This window comes from Methylocella sp. (assembly GCF_041905455.1).
Lineage (GTDB): Bacteria > Pseudomonadota > Alphaproteobacteria > Rhizobiales > Beijerinckiaceae > Methylocapsa.
Genome location: NZ_JAYRLA010000004.1, coordinates 1 through 21,287, shown reverse-complemented (window position 1 = coordinate 21,287; position 21,287 = coordinate 1). Strand labels below are relative to the sequence as shown.

General features: G+C 68.9%; 20 protein-coding genes and 2 pseudogenes. 10 read left to right on the top strand and 12 right to left on the bottom strand.

Translation table 11 applies throughout. The features are described 5' to 3' along the window. Genes ACE3OG_RS04545 through ACE3OG_RS04530 form a run of 4 tightly spaced genes read right to left on the bottom strand, consistent with a single transcriptional unit; the run spans nucleotide 1 to nucleotide 3,763 of the window. Nucleotides 1-1,593, bottom strand: coding sequence for a peptide ABC transporter substrate-binding protein (locus ACE3OG_RS04545; protein WP_374306340.1), 1,593 nt, complete (start codon nucleotides 1,591-1,593; stop codon nucleotides 1-3). Beyond that, the gene (locus ACE3OG_RS04540) at nucleotides 1,590-2,417 is read right to left on the bottom strand and encodes a carbon-nitrogen hydrolase family protein (protein WP_374306339.1); all 828 of its coding nucleotides are present in this window, start codon (nucleotides 2,415-2,417) and stop codon (nucleotides 1,590-1,592) included. The genes ACE3OG_RS04545 and ACE3OG_RS04540 overlap by 4 nt, the downstream gene beginning before the upstream one ends. Nucleotides 2,418-2,465: 48 nt before the next feature. After that, nucleotides 2,466-3,128: an alpha-ketoglutarate-dependent dioxygenase AlkB gene (locus ACE3OG_RS04535; protein WP_374306338.1), complete on the bottom strand. Its 663-nt coding sequence runs from the start codon at nucleotides 3,126-3,128 to the stop codon at nucleotides 2,466-2,468. Nucleotides 3,129-3,142: 14 nt separating this feature from the next. After that, nucleotides 3,143-3,763, bottom strand: coding sequence for a 2,3-bisphosphoglycerate-dependent phosphoglycerate mutase (locus tag ACE3OG_RS04530; RefSeq protein ID WP_374306337.1), 621 nt, complete (start codon nucleotides 3,761-3,763; stop codon nucleotides 3,143-3,145). A gap of 236 nt (nucleotides 3,764-3,999) precedes the next feature. On the opposite strand from ACE3OG_RS04530, the gene ACE3OG_RS04525 reads away from it, so the two are divergent. After that, the gene (locus ACE3OG_RS04525; protein ID WP_374306336.1) at nucleotides 4,000-4,374 is read left to right on the top strand and encodes a DUF6460 domain-containing protein; all 375 of its coding nucleotides are present in this window, start codon (nucleotides 4,000-4,002) and stop codon (nucleotides 4,372-4,374) included. A gap of 14 nt (nucleotides 4,375-4,388) precedes the next feature. On the opposite strand, the gene ACE3OG_RS04520 is transcribed toward ACE3OG_RS04525, so the two are convergent. Beyond that, a complete protein-coding gene (locus ACE3OG_RS04520; protein ID WP_374306599.1) occupies nucleotides 4,389-5,489 on the bottom strand; it encodes a quinone-dependent dihydroorotate dehydrogenase in 1,101 nt (366 codons plus the stop codon). Nucleotides 5,490-5,521: 32 nt separating this feature from the next. Between ACE3OG_RS04520 and ACE3OG_RS04515 the strand changes: the two genes are divergently transcribed. Next, entirely contained in the window at nucleotides 5,522-6,238 is a 717-nt protein-coding gene (locus ACE3OG_RS04515; protein WP_374306335.1) for a 4'-phosphopantetheinyl transferase superfamily protein, read from the top strand. 6 nt (nucleotides 6,239-6,244) lie between these two features. Here ACE3OG_RS04515 and ACE3OG_RS04510 read toward each other — a convergent pair whose 3' ends face one another. The 3 genes from ACE3OG_RS04510 to ACE3OG_RS04500 form a co-directional block, all read right to left on the bottom strand. Continuing rightward, nucleotides 6,245-6,535, bottom strand: a complete 291-nt coding sequence (locus ACE3OG_RS04510) for a YodC family protein (RefSeq protein ID WP_374306597.1) — start codon at nucleotides 6,533-6,535, stop codon at nucleotides 6,245-6,247. Nucleotides 6,536-6,706: 171 nt separating this feature from the next. Next, nucleotides 6,707-7,603, bottom strand: a complete 897-nt coding sequence (gene hemF / locus ACE3OG_RS04505; protein ID WP_374306334.1) for an oxygen-dependent coproporphyrinogen oxidase — start codon at nucleotides 7,601-7,603, stop codon at nucleotides 6,707-6,709. Between the two features lie 128 nt (nucleotides 7,604-7,731). Then, entirely contained in the window at nucleotides 7,732-8,433 is a 702-nt protein-coding gene (locus ACE3OG_RS04500) for a hypothetical protein (protein WP_374306333.1), read from the bottom strand. A gap of 311 nt (nucleotides 8,434-8,744) precedes the next feature. Here ACE3OG_RS04500 and petA point away from each other — a divergent pair, with 311 nt between their 5' ends. The 5 genes from petA to ACE3OG_RS04475 all read left to right on the top strand — a co-directional run bounded on the left by petA (nucleotide 8,745) and on the right by ACE3OG_RS04475 (nucleotide 13,784). Beyond that, the gene (gene petA / locus ACE3OG_RS04495) at nucleotides 8,745-9,266 is read left to right on the top strand and encodes a ubiquinol-cytochrome c reductase iron-sulfur subunit (protein WP_374306332.1); all 522 of its coding nucleotides are present in this window, start codon (nucleotides 8,745-8,747) and stop codon (nucleotides 9,264-9,266) included. Nucleotides 9,267-9,337: 71 nt separating this feature from the next. Further along, nucleotides 9,338-10,585, top strand: coding sequence for a cytochrome bc complex cytochrome b subunit (locus ACE3OG_RS04490; protein ID WP_374306330.1), 1,248 nt, complete (start codon nucleotides 9,338-9,340; stop codon nucleotides 10,583-10,585). A gap of 67 nt (nucleotides 10,586-10,652) precedes the next feature. Continuing rightward, nucleotides 10,653-11,510, top strand: a complete 858-nt coding sequence (locus tag ACE3OG_RS04485) for a cytochrome c1 (protein ID WP_374306329.1) — start codon at nucleotides 10,653-10,655, stop codon at nucleotides 11,508-11,510. A 173-nt stretch (nucleotides 11,511-11,683) separates the two neighbouring features. Further along, nucleotides 11,684-13,417: a lysine--tRNA ligase gene (locus ACE3OG_RS04480; RefSeq protein WP_374306328.1), complete on the top strand. Its 1,734-nt coding sequence runs from the start codon at nucleotides 11,684-11,686 to the stop codon at nucleotides 13,415-13,417. Nucleotides 13,418-13,436: 19 nt separating this feature from the next. Then, a complete protein-coding gene (locus ACE3OG_RS04475; protein WP_374306327.1) occupies nucleotides 13,437-13,784 on the top strand; it encodes a DUF952 domain-containing protein in 348 nt (115 codons plus the stop codon). Nucleotides 13,785-14,005: 221 nt separating this feature from the next. On the opposite strand, the pseudogene ACE3OG_RS04470 reads toward ACE3OG_RS04475, so the two are convergent. After that, nucleotides 14,006-14,354 (bottom strand): annotated as a pseudogene (locus ACE3OG_RS04470) (glycogen debranching enzyme GlgX); the annotation flags it as partial. Nucleotides 14,355-14,403: 49 nt separating this feature from the next. Further along, nucleotides 14,404-14,976, bottom strand: a complete 573-nt coding sequence (locus ACE3OG_RS04465) for an NnrU family protein (protein WP_374306326.1) — start codon at nucleotides 14,974-14,976, stop codon at nucleotides 14,404-14,406. Nucleotides 14,977-15,170: 194 nt separating this feature from the next. Between ACE3OG_RS04465 and ACE3OG_RS04460 the strand changes: the two genes are divergently transcribed. From ACE3OG_RS04460 to ACE3OG_RS04450, 3 genes are read left to right on the top strand one after another with little or no spacing between them, the layout of a single operon-like run. Further along, nucleotides 15,171-16,202, top strand: a complete 1,032-nt coding sequence (locus ACE3OG_RS04460; RefSeq protein WP_374306325.1) for an HlyD family secretion protein — start codon at nucleotides 15,171-15,173, stop codon at nucleotides 16,200-16,202. After that, nucleotides 16,199-18,928, top strand: coding sequence for a ribosome-associated ATPase/putative transporter RbbA (rbbA, locus tag ACE3OG_RS04455; RefSeq protein ID WP_374306324.1), 2,730 nt, complete (start codon nucleotides 16,199-16,201; stop codon nucleotides 18,926-18,928). Before ACE3OG_RS04460 ends, rbbA begins: the two co-directional genes overlap by 4 nt. Nucleotides 18,929-18,930: 2 nt before the next feature. After that, nucleotides 18,931-20,118 (top strand): ABC transporter permease, encoded by a 1,188-nt coding sequence (locus tag ACE3OG_RS04450; RefSeq protein ID WP_374306323.1) that lies wholly within the window; start codon nucleotides 18,931-18,933, stop codon nucleotides 20,116-20,118. Between the two features lie 22 nt (nucleotides 20,119-20,140). On the opposite strand, the gene ACE3OG_RS04445 is transcribed toward ACE3OG_RS04450, so the two are convergent. Then, nucleotides 20,141-21,079 (bottom strand): peptidoglycan-binding protein, encoded by a 939-nt coding sequence (locus ACE3OG_RS04445; RefSeq protein ID WP_374306322.1) that lies wholly within the window; start codon nucleotides 21,077-21,079, stop codon nucleotides 20,141-20,143. Nucleotides 21,080-21,179: 100 nt separating this feature from the next. After that, nucleotides 21,180-21,287: pseudogene (locus ACE3OG_RS04440) on the bottom strand (IS5/IS1182 family transposase); the annotation flags it as partial.

The window sequence follows — 21,287 nt, the reverse complement described above, 5'->3', positions numbered from 1 at the left end:
TCATTCGGGCGCGACCGTCACGAAGCGGCCCGGATGGACGTCGAGGGCGTTCGGCTCGAAGCCCCTGATCCGCGGCGAGACGAGCCGGCTCGCCCTGTAGGCCATGAGCGGTATGAACGGCTGCGCGCGCAGCAGAAGCGCCTCCGCCTCCCGCAGCTTCGCCCGCCGCTCGCCGGGGTCGCGTTCCTCGCCCGCCGCTTTCATCAGCGCATCGAAGTCCGGATCCTTGAAGCTCGCCGCGTTCAGCCCCTGATTGCCGCTTTCGGCGAGGAACAGGAAGTTCTGCGCGTCGGGATAGTCCGCGAACCAGCTCATGCGGGCCGCGTCGAACGGCGGCTTCTCGCGCAGCAGCGCGTAATGGGTGGCGGCGTCGGTCCCGGTGACGCTCGCCTCGACGCCGATCGCGCGCCACATGTCCGCGAGCGCGACGGCGGTGGCGCGATGTCCGCCGGCGTTGTTGAAGCGAATGTCGAGCTTCAGCCCTTCCCTGCCCGCCTCGGCGAGCAGCCGGCGCGCCTCCTCCCGCCGCCGGACGAGGCTCAAGCCGGCCCACGCCGGCGCCTGCGGCGCGCCATAGGCGTCGATTCCCGGCGGCACGAAGGCATAGAGCGGGGCCATCGTCCCGCCCCAGATTTTGCCGGCCAGGAACTCGCGGTCGAGCGCCATCGACAGGGCGTTGCGCACCCGCGCGTCGTCGAAGGGCGCATGGCGCGTGTCGAGCGCGAGATAATAGCCGCCGAGGCTGTCGGAAAGGCGCAGCGCGTCGGGCAGGACGGCGCGCACGAAGTCGATCTCCTCGACCGGAACCTCGCCGTAGGAATCGATCTCGCCGGCCATGAAGCGGCGCAGCGCCGCCGAACGGTCCTCGATCGGGATGAACACCTGCCGGTCGAGCCGCACCGAAGCCGCGTCGCGGTAAAGCGGATTCTTCTCGACGACGACCTTGTCGAGCGGAACGAACGCCTTGAGCCGGAACGGGCCGTTCGTGACGATTTTGTCCGGATGGGCGAAATCGCCGCCGGACGCCTCGACGGAAGCGCGATGCACGGGCCTTGCGGTGAAATGGGCGAGCTGCTCAAGGAAATAGGGCGTCGGCCGCTCGAGCGTCAGCTCGAGCTCCAGCGGCCCGAGCGCGCGCGCGCCGAGCGCTTCGGGCGGCGCCTTTCCGGCGTTGACGGCCTCCGCGTTCTTCAGCGTGTAGAGGATGCTCGCGTAGGGCGCGCCGGTCTTCGGGTCCATCAGCCGGCGGAAGGCGTAGACGAAATCGCCGGCCTCCACCCTGTCTCCGTTCGACCAGCGCGCGTCCGCGCGCAGGCGGAAGCGATAGACGAGGCCCGTGGGATCGACGCTCCACTCCTGCGCCAGCGCCGGGATCAGCCCGCCGCGCGCGTTCCGGGCGAACAGGCCCTCGAACAGCTCGGCGAGCACGTCGTTCTCGATCAGCGTCGTCGCCTTGTGCGGATCGAGCGAGCCGGGATCGCCCAGCGCGCCGCGCCGCCACACCATGTCGGCGTCCGCCGGGCCGCAGAGGGCGCGCAGCAGCGCGGCGGCGAGCAAGACGCGGCGCGCGCGCCCTGCGGCGAGAGCGCTCATTCGAGCGCGAAGGCGACCTTGTGGCTCGCCACCGGAATCTGCGCGCGCACCCTGCCGACGAGCGTCAGGTCGAGCCGGCTCGAGACGATGCCGACGCCGTCCGAGGCCTTCGCCACCACGTGGCCCCACGGATCGACGACGAGCGAGTGGCCATAGGTCAGCCGCCGCTCGCCGCCGACCATATGCGCGCCGGTCTGCGCCGGGGCGCAGAAGAAGGTCTGCGTCTCGATCGCCCGGGCGCGGCACAGGACCTCCCAGTGATCCTTGCCGGTCTGCTGCGTGAAGGCGGCGGGCAGCGCGATCATCTGCGCGCCCCGCGCCGCGAGCTCCTGGAACAGCGCGGGAAAGCGCAGGTCGTAGCAGATCGCGCAGCCGACCGTGACGTCGCCGCAGCGATAGGCGACGACGCGATCGCCCGGCGCGAAGGAGGCGCTCTCGTGATAGCGCGCGCCGTCCGGCGTCGTGACGTCGAACATATGGATCTTGCGGTAGCGGGCGACCTCGACGCCGGAGCGGTCGAACGCCACCGTCGTGTTATGGAGACGCTCCGCGCCTGCTGGCCGTTCGAGGATCGAGCCGGCGTGGATGAAGACCTTCAGCCGCGCCGCGAGCTCCTGCATGGCGTCATAGGCGGGACCGCCGGGCAACGGCTCGGCGGCGGCGAACTTGTCGGCGCGCGAGCCGCCCATGAAGTCGAAGCACTCCGGCAGGGCGATCCAGTCCGGCCCCTCCTCGCCTGCGGCGCGTTCGATCAGGCGCGCGGCGGCGGCGATGTTCGCCGGTTTGTCCGCCGTGGAGTTCATCTGGATCAGCGACACTTTCATCAAGTTTCTTCCCTGCGGCGCCTGCGACGTTCTCCGATGGGATGCGTTTTACGGCGGCGGCGAAACGCGGCGCAAGGTGAGGTTGAGGCGCCCGCCCTGCGGGAGCAGGCCGGACGTCGCCGGATAGATGCGGTCGATCCCGTGGAAGGCGAGCCGCGAGGGGCCGCCGAGGACCACGACGTCGCCCGAACGGAGCCGCACGCTTTTCGTGCGGTCGCTCCGGTTCGCGCCGCCATAGCGAAACAGCGCGTCGTCGCCGAGCGAGATCGACACGACAGGCGCCAAAAAATCGCCTTCGTCGGCGTCCCGGTGCAGGCCCATGCGGGCTCCCGCGTCGTAATAATTGACGAGGCACGCCTGCGGCGCGGGCGCCGCGCCAGCCAGGGCGCGCCACGCGGAAAGAGCGAGCGCCGGGATCGGCGGAAAGGACGCGCCGGTCGCCGGATGGCGCGGCTCGTAGCGGTAGCCCGATTCGTCGGAAATCCAGCCGAGCTCGCCGCAATTGGTCATCAGCACGGAGAAGGGCTTGCCGCTGCGCGGCATGCGCGGCCGAAAGAACGGCGCGGCCTGCGCCGCCTGCGCGACGTCCGCGGCGAGGCGGCGCTGCGCCGGCGCGTCGAAGAAGCTGCGCGCCAGCAGCAGCCCCGGGGCTAGCTCGACAGTTGGCTCCAGCCCCCCGAGGAGGCCGGCGGACAGGGGATCGGCGGCCACGAGCCGCCGCCTGTTCAGGATTCGAGCACCTGCTTGCTCTCGACCGTCGAATCGGCCTTGAGCCGGTAGACGAGCGGAACGCCGGTGTTCAGCTCCATCGCCGGGATCGTCTTGGGGGTCATCCTGTCGAGCACCATGATGAGGGCGCGCAGGGAATTGCCATGCGCCGTGACGATGACGCGCTCGCCGCCGAGGACGGTCGGAAGGATCTCCTGACAGTAATAGGGAAGCACGCGCGCGACGGTGTCCTTGAGACTTTCGCCGCCCGGCGGCGGCACGTCATAGGACCTGCGCCAGACACGAATCTGCTCGTCGCCCCATTTCTTGCCCGCCTCCGCCTTGTTGAGGCCGGAGAGGTCGCCGTAGTCGCGTTCGTTGAGCGCCTCGTCGCTGATGATCGGAACGTCGGCCGCCCCGAGCGCGCCGAGCGCCAGAGCCATGGTGCGCTGCGCGCGCAGCAGCCTGGAGGTGAATCCGCGGTCGAAGGAGAGGCCGGCCGACTTCAGCGCCCAGCCGGCGCGCTTCGCCTCCAGGACGCCCTGCTCCGTCAGGTCCGGATTCTTCCAGCCCGTGAAGAGATTCTTGAGATTCCATTCGCTTTGGCCATGACGCACGAGCACGAGAAGACGATCCATATCTCTTTCCTGTCTGGCTCCGCCTGATGCGCGAGCCTCGGCCGAGACGATCCTGTCGAACGCGGCTGGTTGAACGCGGCCGCGAGCCGCGCCAAATGTGGTTTAAGGCAAATTCCGACGTCGCAAAATGCGGGAATAAGCCCTAACCCGAACGTCGGATGCGCCACGAAACGGGCGCTCTCGCGATTGACGCATGTTCCGCGCCGGACGAGGACGAGGCTCAAGAGGATCAGGCCATGTCAGAGCGATTCACAGACCCAGCGTCGCCGTCGCCGCCCGGCTGGTCCGCCGCGGCCTCGTCGCAGCCCACGGCCGCGTCGCCGGCCCGCCGTCCCGATCCGCTGACGCGGTTCCTTGGCGGCTCGCCGGGCTCCGTCGCCTTGCGCCTGTTCCTCGTCTCGATGGTCGTCGGCGCGCTGTTCATGTGGCTCGGCGTGCGGCCCGCCGACCTTTTGCGCGGCTTCTCCGACTTCGTCGACAGCGTCTCCCGCCTCGGCTTCTCGGCGATCTGGGAGGCGCTGAACTACGCCCTCGTCGGCGCGGCGGTGGTGGTGCCGATCTGGCTGGTGCTGCGCCTGCTCGACATGCGCTCGAACCGCGACGCGCCGTGACGGGCGGCGAGCGCTCAGAGGCCATGCGCTTTCCCCTCCGCGAAATCCTGCGCCCGCGAGCCGACCGCGCCTTCGATGCGCGCGAGCCCGCGTTCGTCGAGGATGCGCGACAGGCCGCGCACGATCCTTCGCGGCAGTCCCGGCCCCTTGAACACGAGGGCGGAATAGAGCTGAACAAGGCTCGCGCCCGCCTCGATCTTGGCGAAGGCGCGCTCCGGCCCGTCGATCCCGCCCGCGCCGACGAGCGGAAAGGCGCCTTCGGCGCGCAGGAAGGCCTGCGCCAGCATGCGCGTCGAAAGATCGAACAGCGGCCGGCCGGACAAGCCGCCGGCCTCCCTGGCGAGTTCGCGCTCGCGCAGGGCGGCCGGACGCGAAAGGGTCGTGTTGGAGACGATGAGCCCATCCACCTCCCTGCGCCGCGCGCAGGCGACGATCGCGTCGAGCTCGCTCAAGGAAAGGTCCGGCGCGATCTTGAGCAGCACGGGCTTGCGGCCGGCGACGTGCGCGCGCGCCTCGAGGACGCGCGCGAGCAGGTCGTCGAGCGCGTCGGCCTGCTGCAGGTCGCGCAGGCCCGGCGTGTTCGGCGAGGAGACGTTGACCGTCAGATAGTCGGCGAACGCCGCGAGCTCCTCGACGCCGCGCGCGTAGTCGGCGGCGCGGTCGGCGGCGTCCTTGTTGGCCCCGATGTTGACGCCGACGACGCCCCGCGCCGTCCTGGAGCGCGCGGCGAGGCGCGCCCGCACGCGGGCCGCGCCCTCGCCGTTGAAGCCGAAACGATTGATGACCGCCTCGTCCTTCGGAAGCCTGAACAGTCGCGGACGCGGATTGCCGGGTTGCGGCAGCGGCGTCGCCGTGCCCGCCTCGACGAAGCCGAAGCCGAGCGACAGCAGGGCGTCGACGGCCTCGGCGTTCTTGTCGAAGCCTGCGGCGAGGCCGACCGGATTGGGAAAGCGCAGGCCGAAAGCCTCCACCGCAAGGCGCGGATCGTCCGCCGCGGGGGCGGGAAGCGCCGAGGCCGGAACGAGCGCAAGCGCGCCAATCGTCAGGCGATGCGCGGTCTCCGCGTCCAGGCGCCGCAGAAGCGGCAGGGCCGCCGCGCCGGCGCGCTCGATCAGGCTCATGATTCCTCTCCCATGCGGGCGCGCGCATGACCGGCGAAGCAGATTTCCCGCCCGCCGGATGGCGCGAGATTGCGGTTCGCGACGCGCGCGTCAAGCTCTGGCTGATCGACGCCGCGCCCGATCCCGCCGCGCTCGCCGCCGCCGCGCGCGTGCTGAGCGAGGCGGAGCGCGCCCGCGCCGGGCGCTTCTTCCGGCTCGAGGACCGCGCCCGCTCGATGATCTCGCGCGCCGCGCTGCGCCGGCTGCTGGGCGCGGCGACGGGCCGCGCGCCGGAAAGCCTCGTCTTCGGCGAGACGGAGCACGGCAGGCCGCGGCTCGTCGGCGCGCAGGCGCCGTCCTTTCAAGCGCCGTCCTTCAACGTGTCCCACTCGGGCGGCTGGGCGCTGATCGGCCTGTCGAAGCATGGCGACATCGGCGTCGACATCGAGGAGGCGCGTCCCGACGTCGAGGCGCTCGACCTCGCGCGCGGCTTCTTCCACGACGGAGAATATCGCGCGATCGCGGCGCGCGAGGGGGCGGCGCGGCTCGAAGCCTTCTATCGGGTCTGGACCGCCAAGGAGGCGGCGCTCAAGGCGCTGGGGGTCGGAATCGCGGAGCGGCTGAAAGATTTCGAGGTGCGCTTCGCGCCGGACGAACTGCGCGTCATCGCGGAGCCCGGCGCCTTCTCGCCGCGCCTCTCGACGATGCGGCTCGAGGCGCTGGCTGCGCCGCAGGGCTACGCCGCCGCCTGCGCGCTCGCCTGAGCCGCTTCAGCCGCGACCGCGCTTCTTGCGCGAGCGGCCACCGGGCTGCTCCTCGCGCCATTCGTCTTCTTCTTCTTCGTCGTCGTCGTCCTCGTCCTCATCGTCTTCGAGGATCGAGAGGTCGATCTTGACGAGCGCGACCGCGGGAACGACCCGCGACTTCACGTCGCCGTCGACCTCGTCGTACCAGACCGCCTCGACGCCGTCCTCGCGCAGCGCGACGACGGTCATCGCCGGACCGAGCGACTTCAGCTGAACGACGTCTCCCGGCGCGAAAGAGGACACGTCTATTTTCATGTCGTCCACATGGCCTCCGCGCCGCGCCTCGCAGGCGGACGCCAGAACGGAAGGGAGTCAAGATGGCGGAATCATCCGCCGCTTCCAACTGTAACGGTCTAGCAGACGAAAGTCGCGCAGCCTACCCGGAGAATCTTCCCCAGGACGAAAAAGGACGCGCGCCGGCTTCCCTCACGGCCATTCGACGGTCGGCGGCAGCGAGGACAGGATCGCCTCGACATTGCCGCCGGTCTTGAGGCCGAACACCGTGCCCCGGTCGTAGAGGAGATTGAACTCGACGTAGCGGCCGCGCCGCACGCGCTGCTCGCGCTGGTCGTCCCCGGTGAAGGTCAGACCGAAATTGCGCCGGACGAGGACGGGATAGATTTCGGCGAAGGCGCGGCCGACGTCGCGCGTGAAGGCGAAAGCGCGCTCGAAGCCGTCGGCGTCGTCCGGCGGGCATTCGAGATAGTCGTAGAAGATTCCGCCGACGCCGCGCGGCTCGTTGCGATGCTTCAGGAAAAAATACTCGTCGCACCAGGCCTTGTAGCGAGCGTAGTCCGCGAGCGGCGCGGCCCGCCCGCACGCCTGCTCGAAGGCGGCGTGGAAGTCCTTCGCGTCGGGATCGTCCTGCGTGCGGCGCCTGTCGAGCACGGGCGTGAGGTCCGCGCCGCCGCCGAACCACGCCTTCGTGGTCTCGACGAAGCGCGTGTTCATGTGGACGCAAGGAACGTTGGGGTTCCAGGGATGGGCGATCAGCGAGACGCCCGAGGCCCAATAGCGCGGATCGGCGTCGGCGCCGGGAATCTGCCCGGCGAATTCGGGAGCGAAGACGCCGTGGACGGTCGAGGTGTGGACCGCCATCTTCTCGAAGACGCGGCCCTTGAGCGTCGCCATCAGCCCTCCGCCGCCGGCCTCGCGGCTCCATGGCTTGAGTTCGAACCGGCCGGGCGCCATGTCGGGGCGCGCGAAAGGCCCCGGCGCCTCGCGCTCGAGCCCTTCGAAGATCGCCACGATCTCGCGCTGAAGCTTTTCGAACCAGGCGCGCGCCTGCGTCTTCCTTCCCTCGCCCGTCGTCGCTTCGACCATGTCCGCGGCCCTGTCGCCTGACCCGAACGCCCTTGGGCGCCGCGCCTCTTAAATTATGGCTCAGGGCTTATTATGGCTCAGGGCGCCGGCGCAAGTTCGTCGCGCGAGCCCGCCGACGGTCGAGGCTTCTATCGGACGAGCGCCGCCTCGCGGCGCCCGCCGGCCTCGGCGGCCTTGACGACTTCGGCCGGCGCGCCGGGCGAGGCGGCTTCGCCCTCATTGTCGCGGAACACGGCCTTGAAACGCTGCGTCAGCGCCGTGCGCGCGTCGCGGCCAAGCGCCGTCAGCTCGACGCGGTAGCAGTCGCGCGGAGCGCCGATTCGCCAGCTTCCGGCGGGCGCTGCGCGCATGTCCACGAGGGCCGTCTCGCGCGCAGCCTCGTCGGAGGCGATCGTGACGAGGCCGCTTTCGGCGAGCGCGTAGTCGACGGCGATGTCGGCCCGCATCTGCGCCGTCGGGCGCTCGTATTCGCAGGGAGCGCCGAGCGCGCCGATCTCCATGAGCCTCACGTAGCGGGCCGGATCGAGGCCCGCGATCGCGTCGGCGACAGGCCGCGCGTCGCTCGCCGCGGCGGGCGCGATCTGCGACAGGGCGGCCGCGATCGCCTTCTCCTCCAGCGTCACCTCGACGCCGGCCACGCTCACCTTGGTGACCGCGCCGGCTCGCGACAGAAGCTCGGCCGAGGCGCTTTTCAGCGCGCCGAACTGGCTCGCGAGCAGGGCGAGCGCCAGCGCGCCGGCGCCGACCGCAAGGCCGGACCGCGCCATGCCGCAGCCCGCCTCGAACTTCTCCCGGATCGTCGATCCGCGTTCGCCCTGCCCCTGCGCCATCTTCGCCTCCGTCCGGCTGGAACGTCGAACGGTATAAGCCGCGTTAACCTTGTTCGCGGTGCGCCGCGGCACGCTGGCGACGGGAATCGGCGGGCGCGCGACATGACCTCCATCATTCACGAAGGCGCGGCGGCCCCGTCGCCGGCGAGGACCTGTCCGAGGCGGGCGGCTCCTTGGATTAGAATAAAAAAAGCCGGAGGCCTAGCGTCGCACCTTGACCGGCGACGTTGATTCTCTCTACTGCCTTGATTAGCACGTACACGAATTTCGGGCGTTCCGGCTGCGGGGCGCCGCGCCAGCTCGAGGATGACATGCAAGCTGCAACCACGGCCGAAGAGCCGACGCGCCGCGATTTTCTGTACATCGCCACCGCCGCCGTCGGCGCCGTCGGCGCCGCCGCGGTGGTCTGGCCGCTCGTCGCGCAGATGAATCCCGACGCCTCGACGCTCGCCGCCGGCACGCTCGAGGTCGACCTCAGCGGCGTCGCCGTCGGCCAGATCCTCACCGTCAAATGGCGCGGCAAGCCGATCTTCGTCTCGCACCGCACGCCTGCGGCGATCAAGGCCGCCGAAGACGTGCCGCTCAACCAGCTCAAGGACCCGGCGACCGACCAGTCGCGCGTGCAGAAGCCCGAATGGCTCGTCGTCATCGGCATCTGCACGCACCTCGGCTGCGTGCCGCTCGGCAACCAGGGCCCCTATAACGGCTTCTTCTGCCCCTGCCACGGCTCCGTCTACGACACCTCCGGCCGCATCCGGCAGGGGCCGGCCCCCGCCAATCTCGTGGTGCCCCCCTACAAGTTCGCCAGCGCCACCAAGATCGTCATCGGCTGACGGTCGTCCCGCCGTCCCCCATCATTCCCACGCGACGCCGCCGCGCGGCGCAGTCCGACAGAGACGAGAGCATGAGCGGAGAATCGACCTACGTCCCGAAGAACGCCCTTGCGAAGTGGCTGGAGAGCCGGCTGCCCATCCTCGGCCTCGCCCACTCCTCCTTCGTGGTGTTCCCGAACCCGCGAAACCTGAACTACTGGTGGACGTTCGGCGGCATCCTCGCCTTTCTGCTCGTCTCGCAGATCGTCACCGGCGTCGTCCTGGTGATGCACTACACGGCGCATGTGACGCTCGCCTTCGACTCCGTCGAGCACATCATGCGCGACGTGAACTACGGCTGGCTGATGCGCTACTGGCACGCCAACGGCGCGTCGATGTTCTTCATCGCCATGTACATCCATATCCTGCGCGGAATGTACTACGGCTCCTATAAGGCGCCGCGCGAGGTTTTGTGGCTGATCGGCTTCGTCATCTACCTTCTGTCGATGGCGACCGCCTTCATGGGCTACGTGCTGCCCTGGGGCCAGATGAGCTTCTGGGGCGCCACGGTCATCACCAGCCTGTTCTCGGCCATTCCGATCGTCGGCGACTCGATCACCACCTGGCTGTGGGGCGGCTTCTCGGTCGACAATCCGACGCTGAACCGCTTCTTCTCCCTGCACTACCTCCTGCCCTTCATGATCGCCGGCGTCGTCGGCCTGCATATCTGGGCGTTGCATGTGCCGGGCTCCAACAATCCGGCCGGCATCGAGCCGAAGTCGAACAAGGACACGCTGCCTTTCCACCCGTATTTCACGGTCAAGGACGGCTTTGCGCTAACCGTGTTCTTGATTTTCTACGCGTGGTTCGTCTTCTATATTCCGAACTACCTTGGCCATTCGGACAATTACATCGAGGCCAATCCGCTCGTCACGCCGGCGCATATCGTGCCTGAATGGTACTACCTGCCCTTCTACGCAATCCTGCGCTCGGTCCCGTCCAAGCTCGGCGGCTTCCTCGCCATGTTCGGCGCCATCCTCGTCGTCGCCGTCCTGCCCTGGCTCGACAGCTCCAAGGTCAAGTCGGCGGTCTATCGGCCGCTGTTCCGGCTGTTCTTCTGGATCTGGGTCGTCTGCGCCGTGCTGCTCGGCTACATCGGCTCGCAGCCCCCGGAAGGCGGCTTCGTCATCGCCGGCCAGATCCTGACCTTCTATTATTTCTTCCACTTCCTCGTCATCCTGCCGCTGCTCAGCCGGTTCGAGCCGACCAAGCCGCTGCCCGCCTCGATCGCCGACGCCGTGCTCGCGGGGGCGAAGTCCCCGGCCGCGGCGGCTCACTGAGCCGTCCGCGCCGATGCGTCCGCCCGCCCACCCCGCGCCGTCCGACGCGCCCGAAAGGAATTCAGTCATGACGCTTCGCAGCAAAAGCGCCGGAGCCGCCGCAGCCGGCCTCCTCGCTCTCGCGCTGACGGCCGTAGCGCCCGCCGCCTCGCGCGCCGAGAACGTTCCGGGCGGCGCCGCCGTCGAGGAGCACGGCGCGACGCATATCCAGCGTCAGCCATGGACTTTCCGCGGTCCGTTCGGGCGCTTCGACCAGGCGCAGCTGCAGCGCGGCTTCGAGGTCTACAAGGAGGTTTGCTCGACCTGCCACTCGATGCGCCTCGTGCCGATCCGGTCTCTTTCCCAGGCCGGCGGTCCCGGCTTCTCGGAGGAGCAGGTCAAGGCGCTCGCCGCGACGTATACGGTCAAGGACGGGCCGAACGAAGCTGGCGAGATGTTCGACCGGCCCGGCCGGCCGTCCGACCATTTCCCCTCGCCGTTCCCCAATCCGCAGGCCGCGCGCGCGGCCCTCGGCGCGAGCCCCCCGGACCTCTCGGTCATCGCCAAGGCGCGCGACGTCCACTCGGGATTCCCGGGCTTCGTCATCGACGCCTTCACCCAGTACCAGGAGGGCGGCCCGGACTATATCCACGCTCTTCTGCTCGGCTACACCAAGGAAGACGACCCGAATTACAACGCGGTCTTCCCCGGCCATCGCATCGCCATGCCGCCTCCGCTCTCGGACGGCGTCGTCGACTATGCGGACGGCTCACCCAAGACGAAGGAGCAATACGCCACCGACGTCGCGGCCTTCCTGATGTGGGCCGCCGAGCCCAAGCTCGAGGCGCGCAAGAGCATGGGCTTCGCCGTCATCGTCTACCTGCTTATCTTCGCCGGCCTCCTTCTCGCCATCAAGAAACGGCTCTGGGCCAACATTCCGCACTGAGGCGGCCGCGCCTCGTCGGCTTCGATCGAAGCGGCAGGCCTCGCCTGCCGCTTTTTTCGTGGCGGAGAGGCGGCGTCCCGCGCTTGCGGCGCGCCCGCCGATCTGTCACCCCATGAGCTGCGCGCGAAACGGGCCACGCCTTCCCCCACGTCACGACCAGCCGAGGATCGCCCATGTCGAGCGGCGCCGTCATCGACCCTTCGTCGCCGGAAGGCCCCGACGCCCTGCGGCAGGCGGCGCTCAAATCCGCCGCCTGGCCGTTCGAGGAGGCGCGCAGGCTCGTCGCCCGCGCCGAGGCGCAGGGCAAGACGCAAGTGCTGTTCGAGACCGGCTACGGCCCGTCCGGTCTGCCGCACATCGGCACCTTCGGCGAAGTCGCGCGCACGAGCATGGTGCGCCACGCCTTCGAGATCCTGACCGAGGGAAAGATCGGGACGCGCCTCCTCGCCTTCTCCGACGACATGGACGCACTGCGCAAGGTCCCCGACAACGTGCCCGACAGGGCGCCGCTCGAAGCTCATCTCGGCGAGCCGTTGACCCGCGTTCCCGACCCCTTCGGCTCGGGCGCCTCCTTCGGCGCCGCCAACAATATGCGGCTGCGCGCCTTTCTCGACCGCTTCGGCTTCGACTACGAATTCGCCAGCTCGACCGACTATTACCGCTCCGGCCGCTTCGACGAGACGCTGCTGCGCATGCTCGCCGTCTACGACGAGGTGATGGAGATCATCCTGCCGACGCTCGGGCCGGAGCGGCGCGCGACCTATTCGCCGTTCCTGCCGATCAGCGACCGCAGCGGCAAGGTGCTGCAAGTGCCGACGCTCGCGCGCGACGTCTCGCGCGGAACGATCGTCTATGTCGATCCCGACACCGGCGAAAAGATCGAGACCCTCGTCACCGGCGGGCGCGTGAAGTGCCAGTGGAAGGCCGACTGGGCGATGCGCTGGTTCGCGCTCGGCGTCGATTACGAGATGGCCGGCAAGGACCTCATCGAATCGGTCAAGTTGTCGGGGCGCATCTGCCGCGCGCTCGGCGCGCCGCCGCCGGAGGGCTTCAACTATGAGCTGTTCCTCGACGACAAGGGCCAGAAGATCTCGAAATCGAAGGGCAACGGGCTCACCATCGACGAATGGCTCACCTACGCCAGCCCCGAGAGCCTGTCGCTGTTCATGTACCAGAAGCCGACGGCGGCCAAGCGGCTCTATTTCGACGTCATTCCGCGCGCCGTGGACGAGCATCTCGGCTTTCTCGACGCGTATCCGCGCCAGGCGGTGAAGGAGCGCCTCGGCAACCCGGCCTGGCACATTCATTCCGGCGCGCCGCCGCAGCCCGAGACGATCGGCTCCGGCGCGCGCGGGACGGCGGTGACCTTCGCCATGCTGCTCAATCTCGCGACGGTGGCGAACAGCGAGGATCCGCAGGTCCTGTGGGGCTTCCTGCGCCGCTACGCGCCGGACGCCGAGCCCGCGACCCATCCGCGCCTCGACGGCCTCGTCGCCTGCGCCGTGCGCTATTTTCGCGATCTCGTGCGTCCGGCCAAGAGCTACCGCGCGCCCGACGAGGTCGAACGCGGCGCGCTCGGAGCGCTCGACGAGATGTTCGCGGGCCTGCCCGACGGGGCGAGCGCGGAGGCGATCCAGTCCGCGCTGTACGACGTCGCGCGAAAAATTCCGCGCTATCAGGACATGGGCGCGAAGGGCGCGACGCTAGAGCGTCCGGGCGTCTCGAACGAATTCTTCAACATGCTCTACGCCGTGCTGCTCGGCGAGAGCCGCGGCCCGCGCTTCGGCTCCTTCGCCGCCCTCTACGGCGTTCCCGGCGTGCGCGGCCTCATCGCCGATGCGCTGGGCGGGAGCCTGATCGCGCGCCATGACGCCTTTCTGGCGAGCCGCGACGCAAGGCGGAACTGAGGGGCGCCGGAGGCCGGCCATGGAGCTGATTTACAAGATCGTCCCCGCCGCGCTGTGGCGCAAGGCGCAGGACCGCGGCCGTTTCGAAGGCGCGGAAATCGACCGCAAGGACGGGTTCATCCATTTCTCGAGCGCGACGCAGGTCGAGGAGACGGCGCGGCGGCATTTTTCCGGCCAGCGCGACCTCCTGCTGATCGCCGTCGACGCGAAGAAGCTTGGCGAGGCGTTGCGGTTCGAGGGCTCGCGCAACGGGGAGCCCTTCCCGCATCTCTACGGCCCGCTGCCTCTCGACGCGATCGTCTCGGTGAAGCGCCTGCCGTCGACGGCGCAGGGCGGCCATGATTTCTCAGGGCTGATCGAACGCTGAGAACGCCGCGCGCCTTCGTCGCGGTCGTCCGCTCGGGCGGATTTTCAGCCGCCGCCAAGACGCTCAACGCCAGCCGACGGCGCGCAAGGCGGCGCAGCGGCTCGAGGAGGAGTTCGGCCTCGTCCTTCTCGACCGGCTCGGCCGCCGCGTCGCCGTCACGACCGCCGGCGAGAGTGTCCACCGCATGGCGCTCGCCTGGCGGCGCGGCGTGTAGCCGAACAGAGCGCCGGGCTCCACTTGAGCTCGCCGACGTGGGCGCGCGTAGGGGTCGAGCAGCAGCTTCGTCGGGTTGAACCTGCGCCCGGCGTCGGGCTCGTAGGGGCCGTGCGCGCGATAGCCGTAGATCAGGCCCGGCCCGACGTCGGGAATGTAGCCGTGATAGATCTGGTCGGTGTGTTCGGGCGGCGCGATCCGCTCGAGTCCGGTCTCTCCGTTCTGGTCGAAGAGGCAAACCTCGACCTTCGTGGCGTTGGCCGAGAAGAGCGCAAAATTGACGCCCTCGCCGTCCCAAGACGCGCCGATCGGAAACGGCGGTCTCCCGCGGATGCGGGATTTTACGCCTTGCGCCATGCAGCCCTCTCGTCACGCCTGCGGGCGGCCTAGCGACTTTCGCGCCATCCTAGACGATCACCGGAACGCCGATCACGTAAGGATGAAGGAAAATCATCGCGACATAGGCCGCGGTTCCGCTCGCCACGATAACGGCGTCGGCGCGGGTGAAGTTCGCCTCGCGCGGCGCGCCCGCGGCGCCGCGGCGCTTGAGCGCGATCCGGTCGTAGACGGCGAAGGCGAGGAAGGAGCCGAACAGGAGCATGCCGCCGAGGTCGCCGTTCGCAAGGAGGTGGGCGAGCGCCCAGATCTTGATCGCGACGAGCATCGGGTGGCGCGCCCAGCCGCGGATGCGGCTAGGTTGGGGCATCGTTGAGGCGAGCGCTACGAAGGCGAGCCACATCAGCGGGAAAACGAGATGGCGCGTCCACCTGGGAGGAGACCAGACGTGGATCAGTCCGCTCTCGCGATAAAGGTGGAATCCCCAGACGATCAGGACGAAGCCGACGAGCGAAAAGGCCGAGAAGGCGAGCCTGTACGTCCGTTCGCCGTATCGCGCGACGAGTTCGTCGCGCTTTCCCCGCGTCGCCGCCAGGGCGTGCACGCCAAGAAAGAGAATCAGCCCGAGAATGAGGATAGCCATGTCCTGCTCCGCTCCGTCGGACGCTCTCGCCGTGGACGCCCCAGTCGCTCCTTAGCACGAACGCGGCCTCGCCGCCCGGAGGCGGCGCTCGTGAGCCGCCCTTGACAAGCGCCGCCGCCGTGCGGACCTTCGCGACGGCCGGCCGGGCGCGCTCCGGGCCTCAAGCAGGCGCCGTCGCGCGCCGGGAAGACCCAATGTCCGCACGCAAGACCGCCGTCCTCGTTTGCGCCGCGCTGCTTTGCGCCTGTCCCGCGCGCGCGCAAGGGGAGACGAAGGCGGCCGCCGGGCCCCGCGCCTTCATCATGTCGCTGATCGAGCGGCTGCGCGGCCAGCGGCTGCCCGAGGGAATCGTCAAGTCCAACGGCCGCGTCGAGGCGACGCAGGTCGACGTCGGCGCCAAATACGCCGGCCGGATCGAGTCTCTGTCCGTCGACGAAGGCGATCCGGTCACGGCGGGCCAGGTGGTCGGCAAGATCGCCTCGCCGGAATATGAGGCGCAACTGCGCCAGGCGCAGGCAGAGGTGCTGCGCGCCAAACAGGCGCTCGCCGAGGCGACGGCGCTGATCGCCCAGCGCAAGAGCGACCTCGACTTCGCCAAGACCGACCTCGATCGCGGCGTCTCTCTCGTCGCCCGCGGCAACATCACGCAGCAGGTCGTCGACCAGCGCCGCAACAAGTTCGAGGCGGCGCAGGCGGCGCTCACCGCCGCCGAAGCGCAGCGCGACCAGGCGCAGTTCGCCATCAAGTCGGCGCAGGCGGAGGTCGAGCGGCTCGAGGCCGTGCTGACCGACCTCGTGCTGGTCTCCCCGCGCACGGGCCGCGTGCAGTATCGGCTCGCCCGCGCCGGCGAAGTCGTCGCCGCCGGCCAGCGCGTGCTGACCATCCTCGACCTGCAGGACGTCTATATGACGATCTATCTGCCCGCCGCCGACGCAGGCAAGCTGGCGCTCGGCGACGAGGCGCGGATCATCGCCGATCCCGTCCCCGAATATGTCATTCCGGCGACGATCAGCTTCGTCGCCACCGAGGCGCAGTTCACCCCGAAAAGCGTCGAGACGGCGGAGGAGCGCGAGAAGCTGATGTTCCGCGTCAAGCTGCAGGTCGACCCCAAAGTGCTCGAGAAATACAATCGCCAGGTCAAGACTGGCGTGCGCGGCCTCGGCTTCGTGCGCACCTCGTCGAAGATCGAATGGCCGGACGACCTCAAGGTCAAGCTGCCGCAATGAGCGTCGAGGCGGTCGCCGGCGTCCGCGGGCTCGCGCACCGCTACGGCCGCGTCGTCGCCCTCGACGACGTCTCGCTCGAAGTTCCCGCGCGCCGCATGGTCGGCGTGATCGGGCCGGACGGCGTCGGCAAGTCGACCCTGCTCGCCATCCTCGCCGGCGTGCGCGAAATCCAGGCCGGCGACGTGCGCGTCTTCGGCGACGACATGCGCGACCGGCGGGCGCGTTTTCAAAACTGCGCCCGCGTCGCCTACATGCCGCAAGGGCTCGGACGCAATCTCTACCCGACGCTGACCGTCTTCGAGAACATCGACTTCTTCGGCCGGCTGTTCGGCCAGAAGGCGGACGAGCGGCGCGCGCGCATGGACGAGCTTCTGCGCGCGACCGGCCTCGACCCGTTCGAGGACAGGCCAGCCGGCAAGCTGTCGGGCGGCATGAAGCAGAAGCTGTCGCTTTGCTGCTCGCTCATGCACGACCCCGAGCTTTTGATCCTCGACGAGCCGACGACCGGCGTCGATCCGCTCTCGCGCCGCCAGTTCTGGGACCTCATCGGCTCGATCCGCGCGCGCAGGCCGCAGATGAGCGTGATCGTCGCCACCGCCTACATGGACGAGGCGGCGCGCTTCGACTGGCTCGCCGCCATGGACGACGGCAAGGTGATCGCGACGGGCGCGCCGGCCGAGATCATGGCGCGCGCGCATGAGACGACGCTTGAGAACGCCTTCGTCGCGCTGCTGCCGGAGGAGAAACGCGCCCTTCACCAAGCCGTCGAGCTGCGCCCGCGCGTCGAGCGGCCGGGCGAAGCGCCGGCCATCGTCGCCGAGGGGCTGACCAGGCGCTTCGGCGATTTCGTCGCCGTGGACCATGTGAGCTTCCGCATCGCCCGCGGCGAGATCTTCGGCTTCCTCGGCTCGAACGGCTGCGGCAAGTCGACGACCATGAAGATGCTGACCGGCCTCCTGCCTGCGAGCGAGGGAACCGCCTCGCTGTTCGGCCAGCCGATCGGCTCGGACGACATGGAGCTGCGCCGCAACGTCGGCTACATGTCGCAGTCCTTCTCGCTCTACGCCGAGCTGACCGTGCGGCAGAACCTCGAGCTGCACGCTCATCTTTATCATCTCGCGCCGGACGAGGTCGCGCCGCGGATCGAGAAGCTTCTCGAGCGGTTCGACTTGCGCCGCGAGGTCGACGCGCGGCCCGAATCGCTGCCGCTCGGCGTCAAGCAGCGCCTTCAGCTCGCGGTCGCCGTGCTGCACGGCCCGGCGATGCTGATCCTCGACGAGCCGACCTCCGGCGTCGATCCGATCGCGCGCGACAATTTCTGGCGCGAGCTCATCCGCCTGTCGCGCGACGAGGGCGTGACCATCTTCGTCTCGACCCATTTCATGAACGAGGCCGAGCGCTGCGACCGCATCTCGCTGATGCACGCCGGCCGGGTGCTGGTCGTCGGAACCCCGCAGGAGATCGTCGCCGGGCGCGGGGCGCATGACCTCGAGGACGCCTTCATCGGCTACCTCGAAGACGCGGAGGCCAAAACGACGGACGGGGCGCGGCCCGCGCCCGCGCCGACGCACGAAGGCGCGCCGGCGAAGGCGCGGCGCTTCGACCCGCGCCGCCTTTGGGCCTATGCGCGGCGCGAGACGATCGAGCTCCTGCGCGATCCGATCCGCCTCGCCTTCGCGCTGGCCGGGCCGCTGCTGCTCATGATCGCGTTCGGCTACGGCATCTCCTTCGACGTCGACAACCTGCGTTACGCCGTGTTCGACCAGGACCGCTCGCCGGAAAGCCGCCAGCTGCTCGAGTCCTTCTCCGGCTCGCGCTATTTCACCGAGGAGAAGCCGATCGCGAGCGTCGGCGAGATGGACGATCGGCTGCGCCGCGGCGAGGTCACGCTGGTCGTCGAGATTCCGCCGGGCTTCGGCCGCGATCTCCAGAACCAGCGCACGCCCGAGGTCATCGTCGTCATCGACGGCGCGATGCCGTTCCGCGGCGAGACCGCGCGCAGCTATGTGAGCGCGCTCGCGCTCGAATACGCGCAAAGGCGGACGATCGAGGCCGTCGGTCCCAACGCCGCCGCGGCGACGACGGTCAACGTCGAGACGCGCTTTCGCTACAATCAGGCGTTCAAGAGCGTCAACGCCATGGTTCCGAGCATCATCGTGCTGATGCTGACGATGATTCCGGCGATCATGTCGGCCGTCGCCGTCGTGCGCGAGAAGGAGACCGGCTCGATCGCCAATTTCCGCGCGACGCCGGTGTCCCGCTTCGAGTTTCTGTTCGGCAAGCAGCTGCCTTACGTCGCCGTCGCCCTGACGAGCTTCTTCCTGCTCGTCGCGCTGGCGCGCCTCGTGTTCGACGTCTCCGTAAAGGGCTCCTTCCTGACGCTGCTTCCGGCCACCGTCCTTTACGTCTTCGCGACGACGGGATTCGGCCAGCTCGTCTCGACCTTCACGAAGACGCAGGTCGCGGCGGTGTTCGCCACCGCCATCCTCTGCGTCATCCCGGCGGTGAATTTCTCCGGCCTGATGACGCCCGTCGCCTCGCTTTCGGGCGGCGCGCGCTTCATCGGCCTCACCTTCCCGGCCGCCTGGTACCAGCCGGTCAGCGTCGGCGTCTTCACGAAGTCGCTCGGGCTTTACGAGCTCTGGCCCTCGATCGCCGTCATCGCCCTGTTCGCCCTCGTCTATCTTTTCGTCGCGCAGCATCTGCTGAAGAAGCAGGAGGCGTGAGCATGGACGAAGCCCGCGCGGGGGAACAGACGCAAGCGCCGCGCCTTGAGAGCGACCGCGGGCTGAAGGCCTATCTCGCCAACCTGCTCCAGCTGACGATCAAGGAGCTGCGCAGCATCCGCGCCGACCCGGTGATGCTGATCCTCGTCGTCTATTCGTTCAGCGTCGCGATCTACACGGTCGCCAACGGCGCCTCGACGGAGGCGGTCAACCTTTCGGTCGGCGTCGTCGACGAGGACCGCTCGAACCTGTCGCGCTCGATCGCCGCCTCCCTGACGCCGCCGCTGTTCCAGCCGGCCGTCGAGCTTGCGCCGGGAGAGATCGACGCGGCGATGAACGCCGGGCGGCTCGTCTTCGTGATCGAGATCCCGCCGAAGTTCGAATCCGACGTCCTCGCCGGGCGGCAGGCCTCGGCGCAGGTCAACGTCGACGCCACGGCGATCACCCAGGCCGGCTCCGGCGCGCTGTACATCCAGAACGTGATCGCGAGCGAGGTCGCCCGCTTCCTCACCGGACGCGAGGACGCGACGGCCGCCCCGGTCAATCTCGTGACGCGGGTGCGGTTCAACCCCAACCTGAAATCGGCCTGGTTCACATCGGTCATGCAGGTCGTCAACAACATCACCATGCTGACGGTGATCCTGACCGGCGCGGCGCTGATCCGCGAGCGCGAGCAGGGCACGGTCGAGCATCTTCTGGTGATGCCGGTGACGCCGTCGGAGATCATGCTCTCCAAGATCCTCGCCAACGGCCTCGTCATTCTTTGCGCCGCCGCCCTGTCTCTTTCGCTGGTGGTGAGAGGGCTCCTGCACGTGCCGATCGAAGGCTCGCTCGCGCTTTTTCTGGGCGGCTCATGCTTCTATGTCTTCACGGTGGCGGCGCTCGGAATCCTGATGGGCTCGATCGCCGCCTCGATGGGGCAGTTCGGCCTGCTCGCCATTCCCATCCTGCTCATCATGCAGCTTCTGTCGGGCAGCTCGACGCCGCTCGAAAGCATGCCCGCGCCGCTGCGCCACCTGATGCAGACGGTCAGCCCGACCCCGCACTTCGTCGCCTTCGCGCAGGCCGTGCTCTATCGCGGGGCGGGCTTTTCCGTCGTCTGGCCCTCGCTCGTCGCCATGGCCGGAATCGGCGCAATCTATTTCCTCGTCGCGCTGCGGCGCTTCCGCCGCACGATTTTCGGCGCGTGAGCCATTGGCGCGCGGCGGCGCGTCAGAAAAATGTCTTGATGGCGCCGAGGAGGAACTGGCCGCCCGGCGCGCTGGACTGGCCGTTCGACAGATCGGTGTTGGTCACCGCCTGCAAATTGAGGAAAAGGCTCAGCGTGTCCTGCTTGTCGTCGGCGGTTCCGGGCAGCGGCTTGCTGCTCAGGGTCCAGGTGATCTGATTGCCGACGGCGAGGCCGACCGTCGGCGCGCCCTGCGGGCCAAAATTGTTCTTGAAATTCTGCGACAGCATCAGCGCGACGAAGGGGTTGAACCAATCGAGCTTGTCGCCGAACAGCTTGACCTGGTCGAAACCGCCAAGGCCCATCTGCACGAAGCCCTGAGCCGTCCAGCGGCCGTTGGCGCCGCCGTCGTTGATGGCGACCTGGCCGCCCGCCGTGAGCAGAAAATCCGGCCTTCCGTCGTTCTTGGCGAGCAGCACATATTGCCCCGTGAACACGAAGGGCGAGGCCGACCACGGATTCGCCGTGGCCTGCTGGCCGATCTGCAACTGCACGAGGCGGAAGGTGCGGGCCGGCGGCGGCCCGGGCGGATCGCCGGCGGGCGCGGGATCCGCGTCGCCGATGGCGCTCGCGAGCAGGAACGGCCGACGCGCCCGCGCCTCGTCGCCGTTCGGGCTGAACAGCACCGGCGATCGCGTGCAGACCGTGCGCGCGTCGAAAAGCACGTTCGCGGTGAGCCGTCCGACGATTCCGTCGTCCTTCAGCGGGCGTCGGAATTCGGGAGCCGTCTCGGCGGGAAACGGCATCAGCGACGGATAATCGCGGTTGCGCTTCTGAAACTCCTTCACGCGGGCGAGCGTCTGCGGCCCGAACCAGCCGTCCGCCGCAAGCATCGGAAGCGGCGGCGAAAGGTGGTGGTTGAGGAGATTTTGCAAAAGCCGCACGTCCTCGCCGCTCATGCCGACGCTCAATTCCCGACCCATGGCGCGCCCCCGCCGCTCAAGCGAATGGAGCGATCGTCCACGAGCGGGCCGACGTCGTCGGTGCGAGGCGGCACGCGAGGCGTCTAGGACGAATCCACATTCAACGCAGCCATAGATCGATTGCGGCGAGGTGGATGAATGCGAGATAGAGGTTGGCGCGTCGATCGTAGCGTGTCGCGAACCTGCGGAAGTGCTTGAGCTTGTTGAA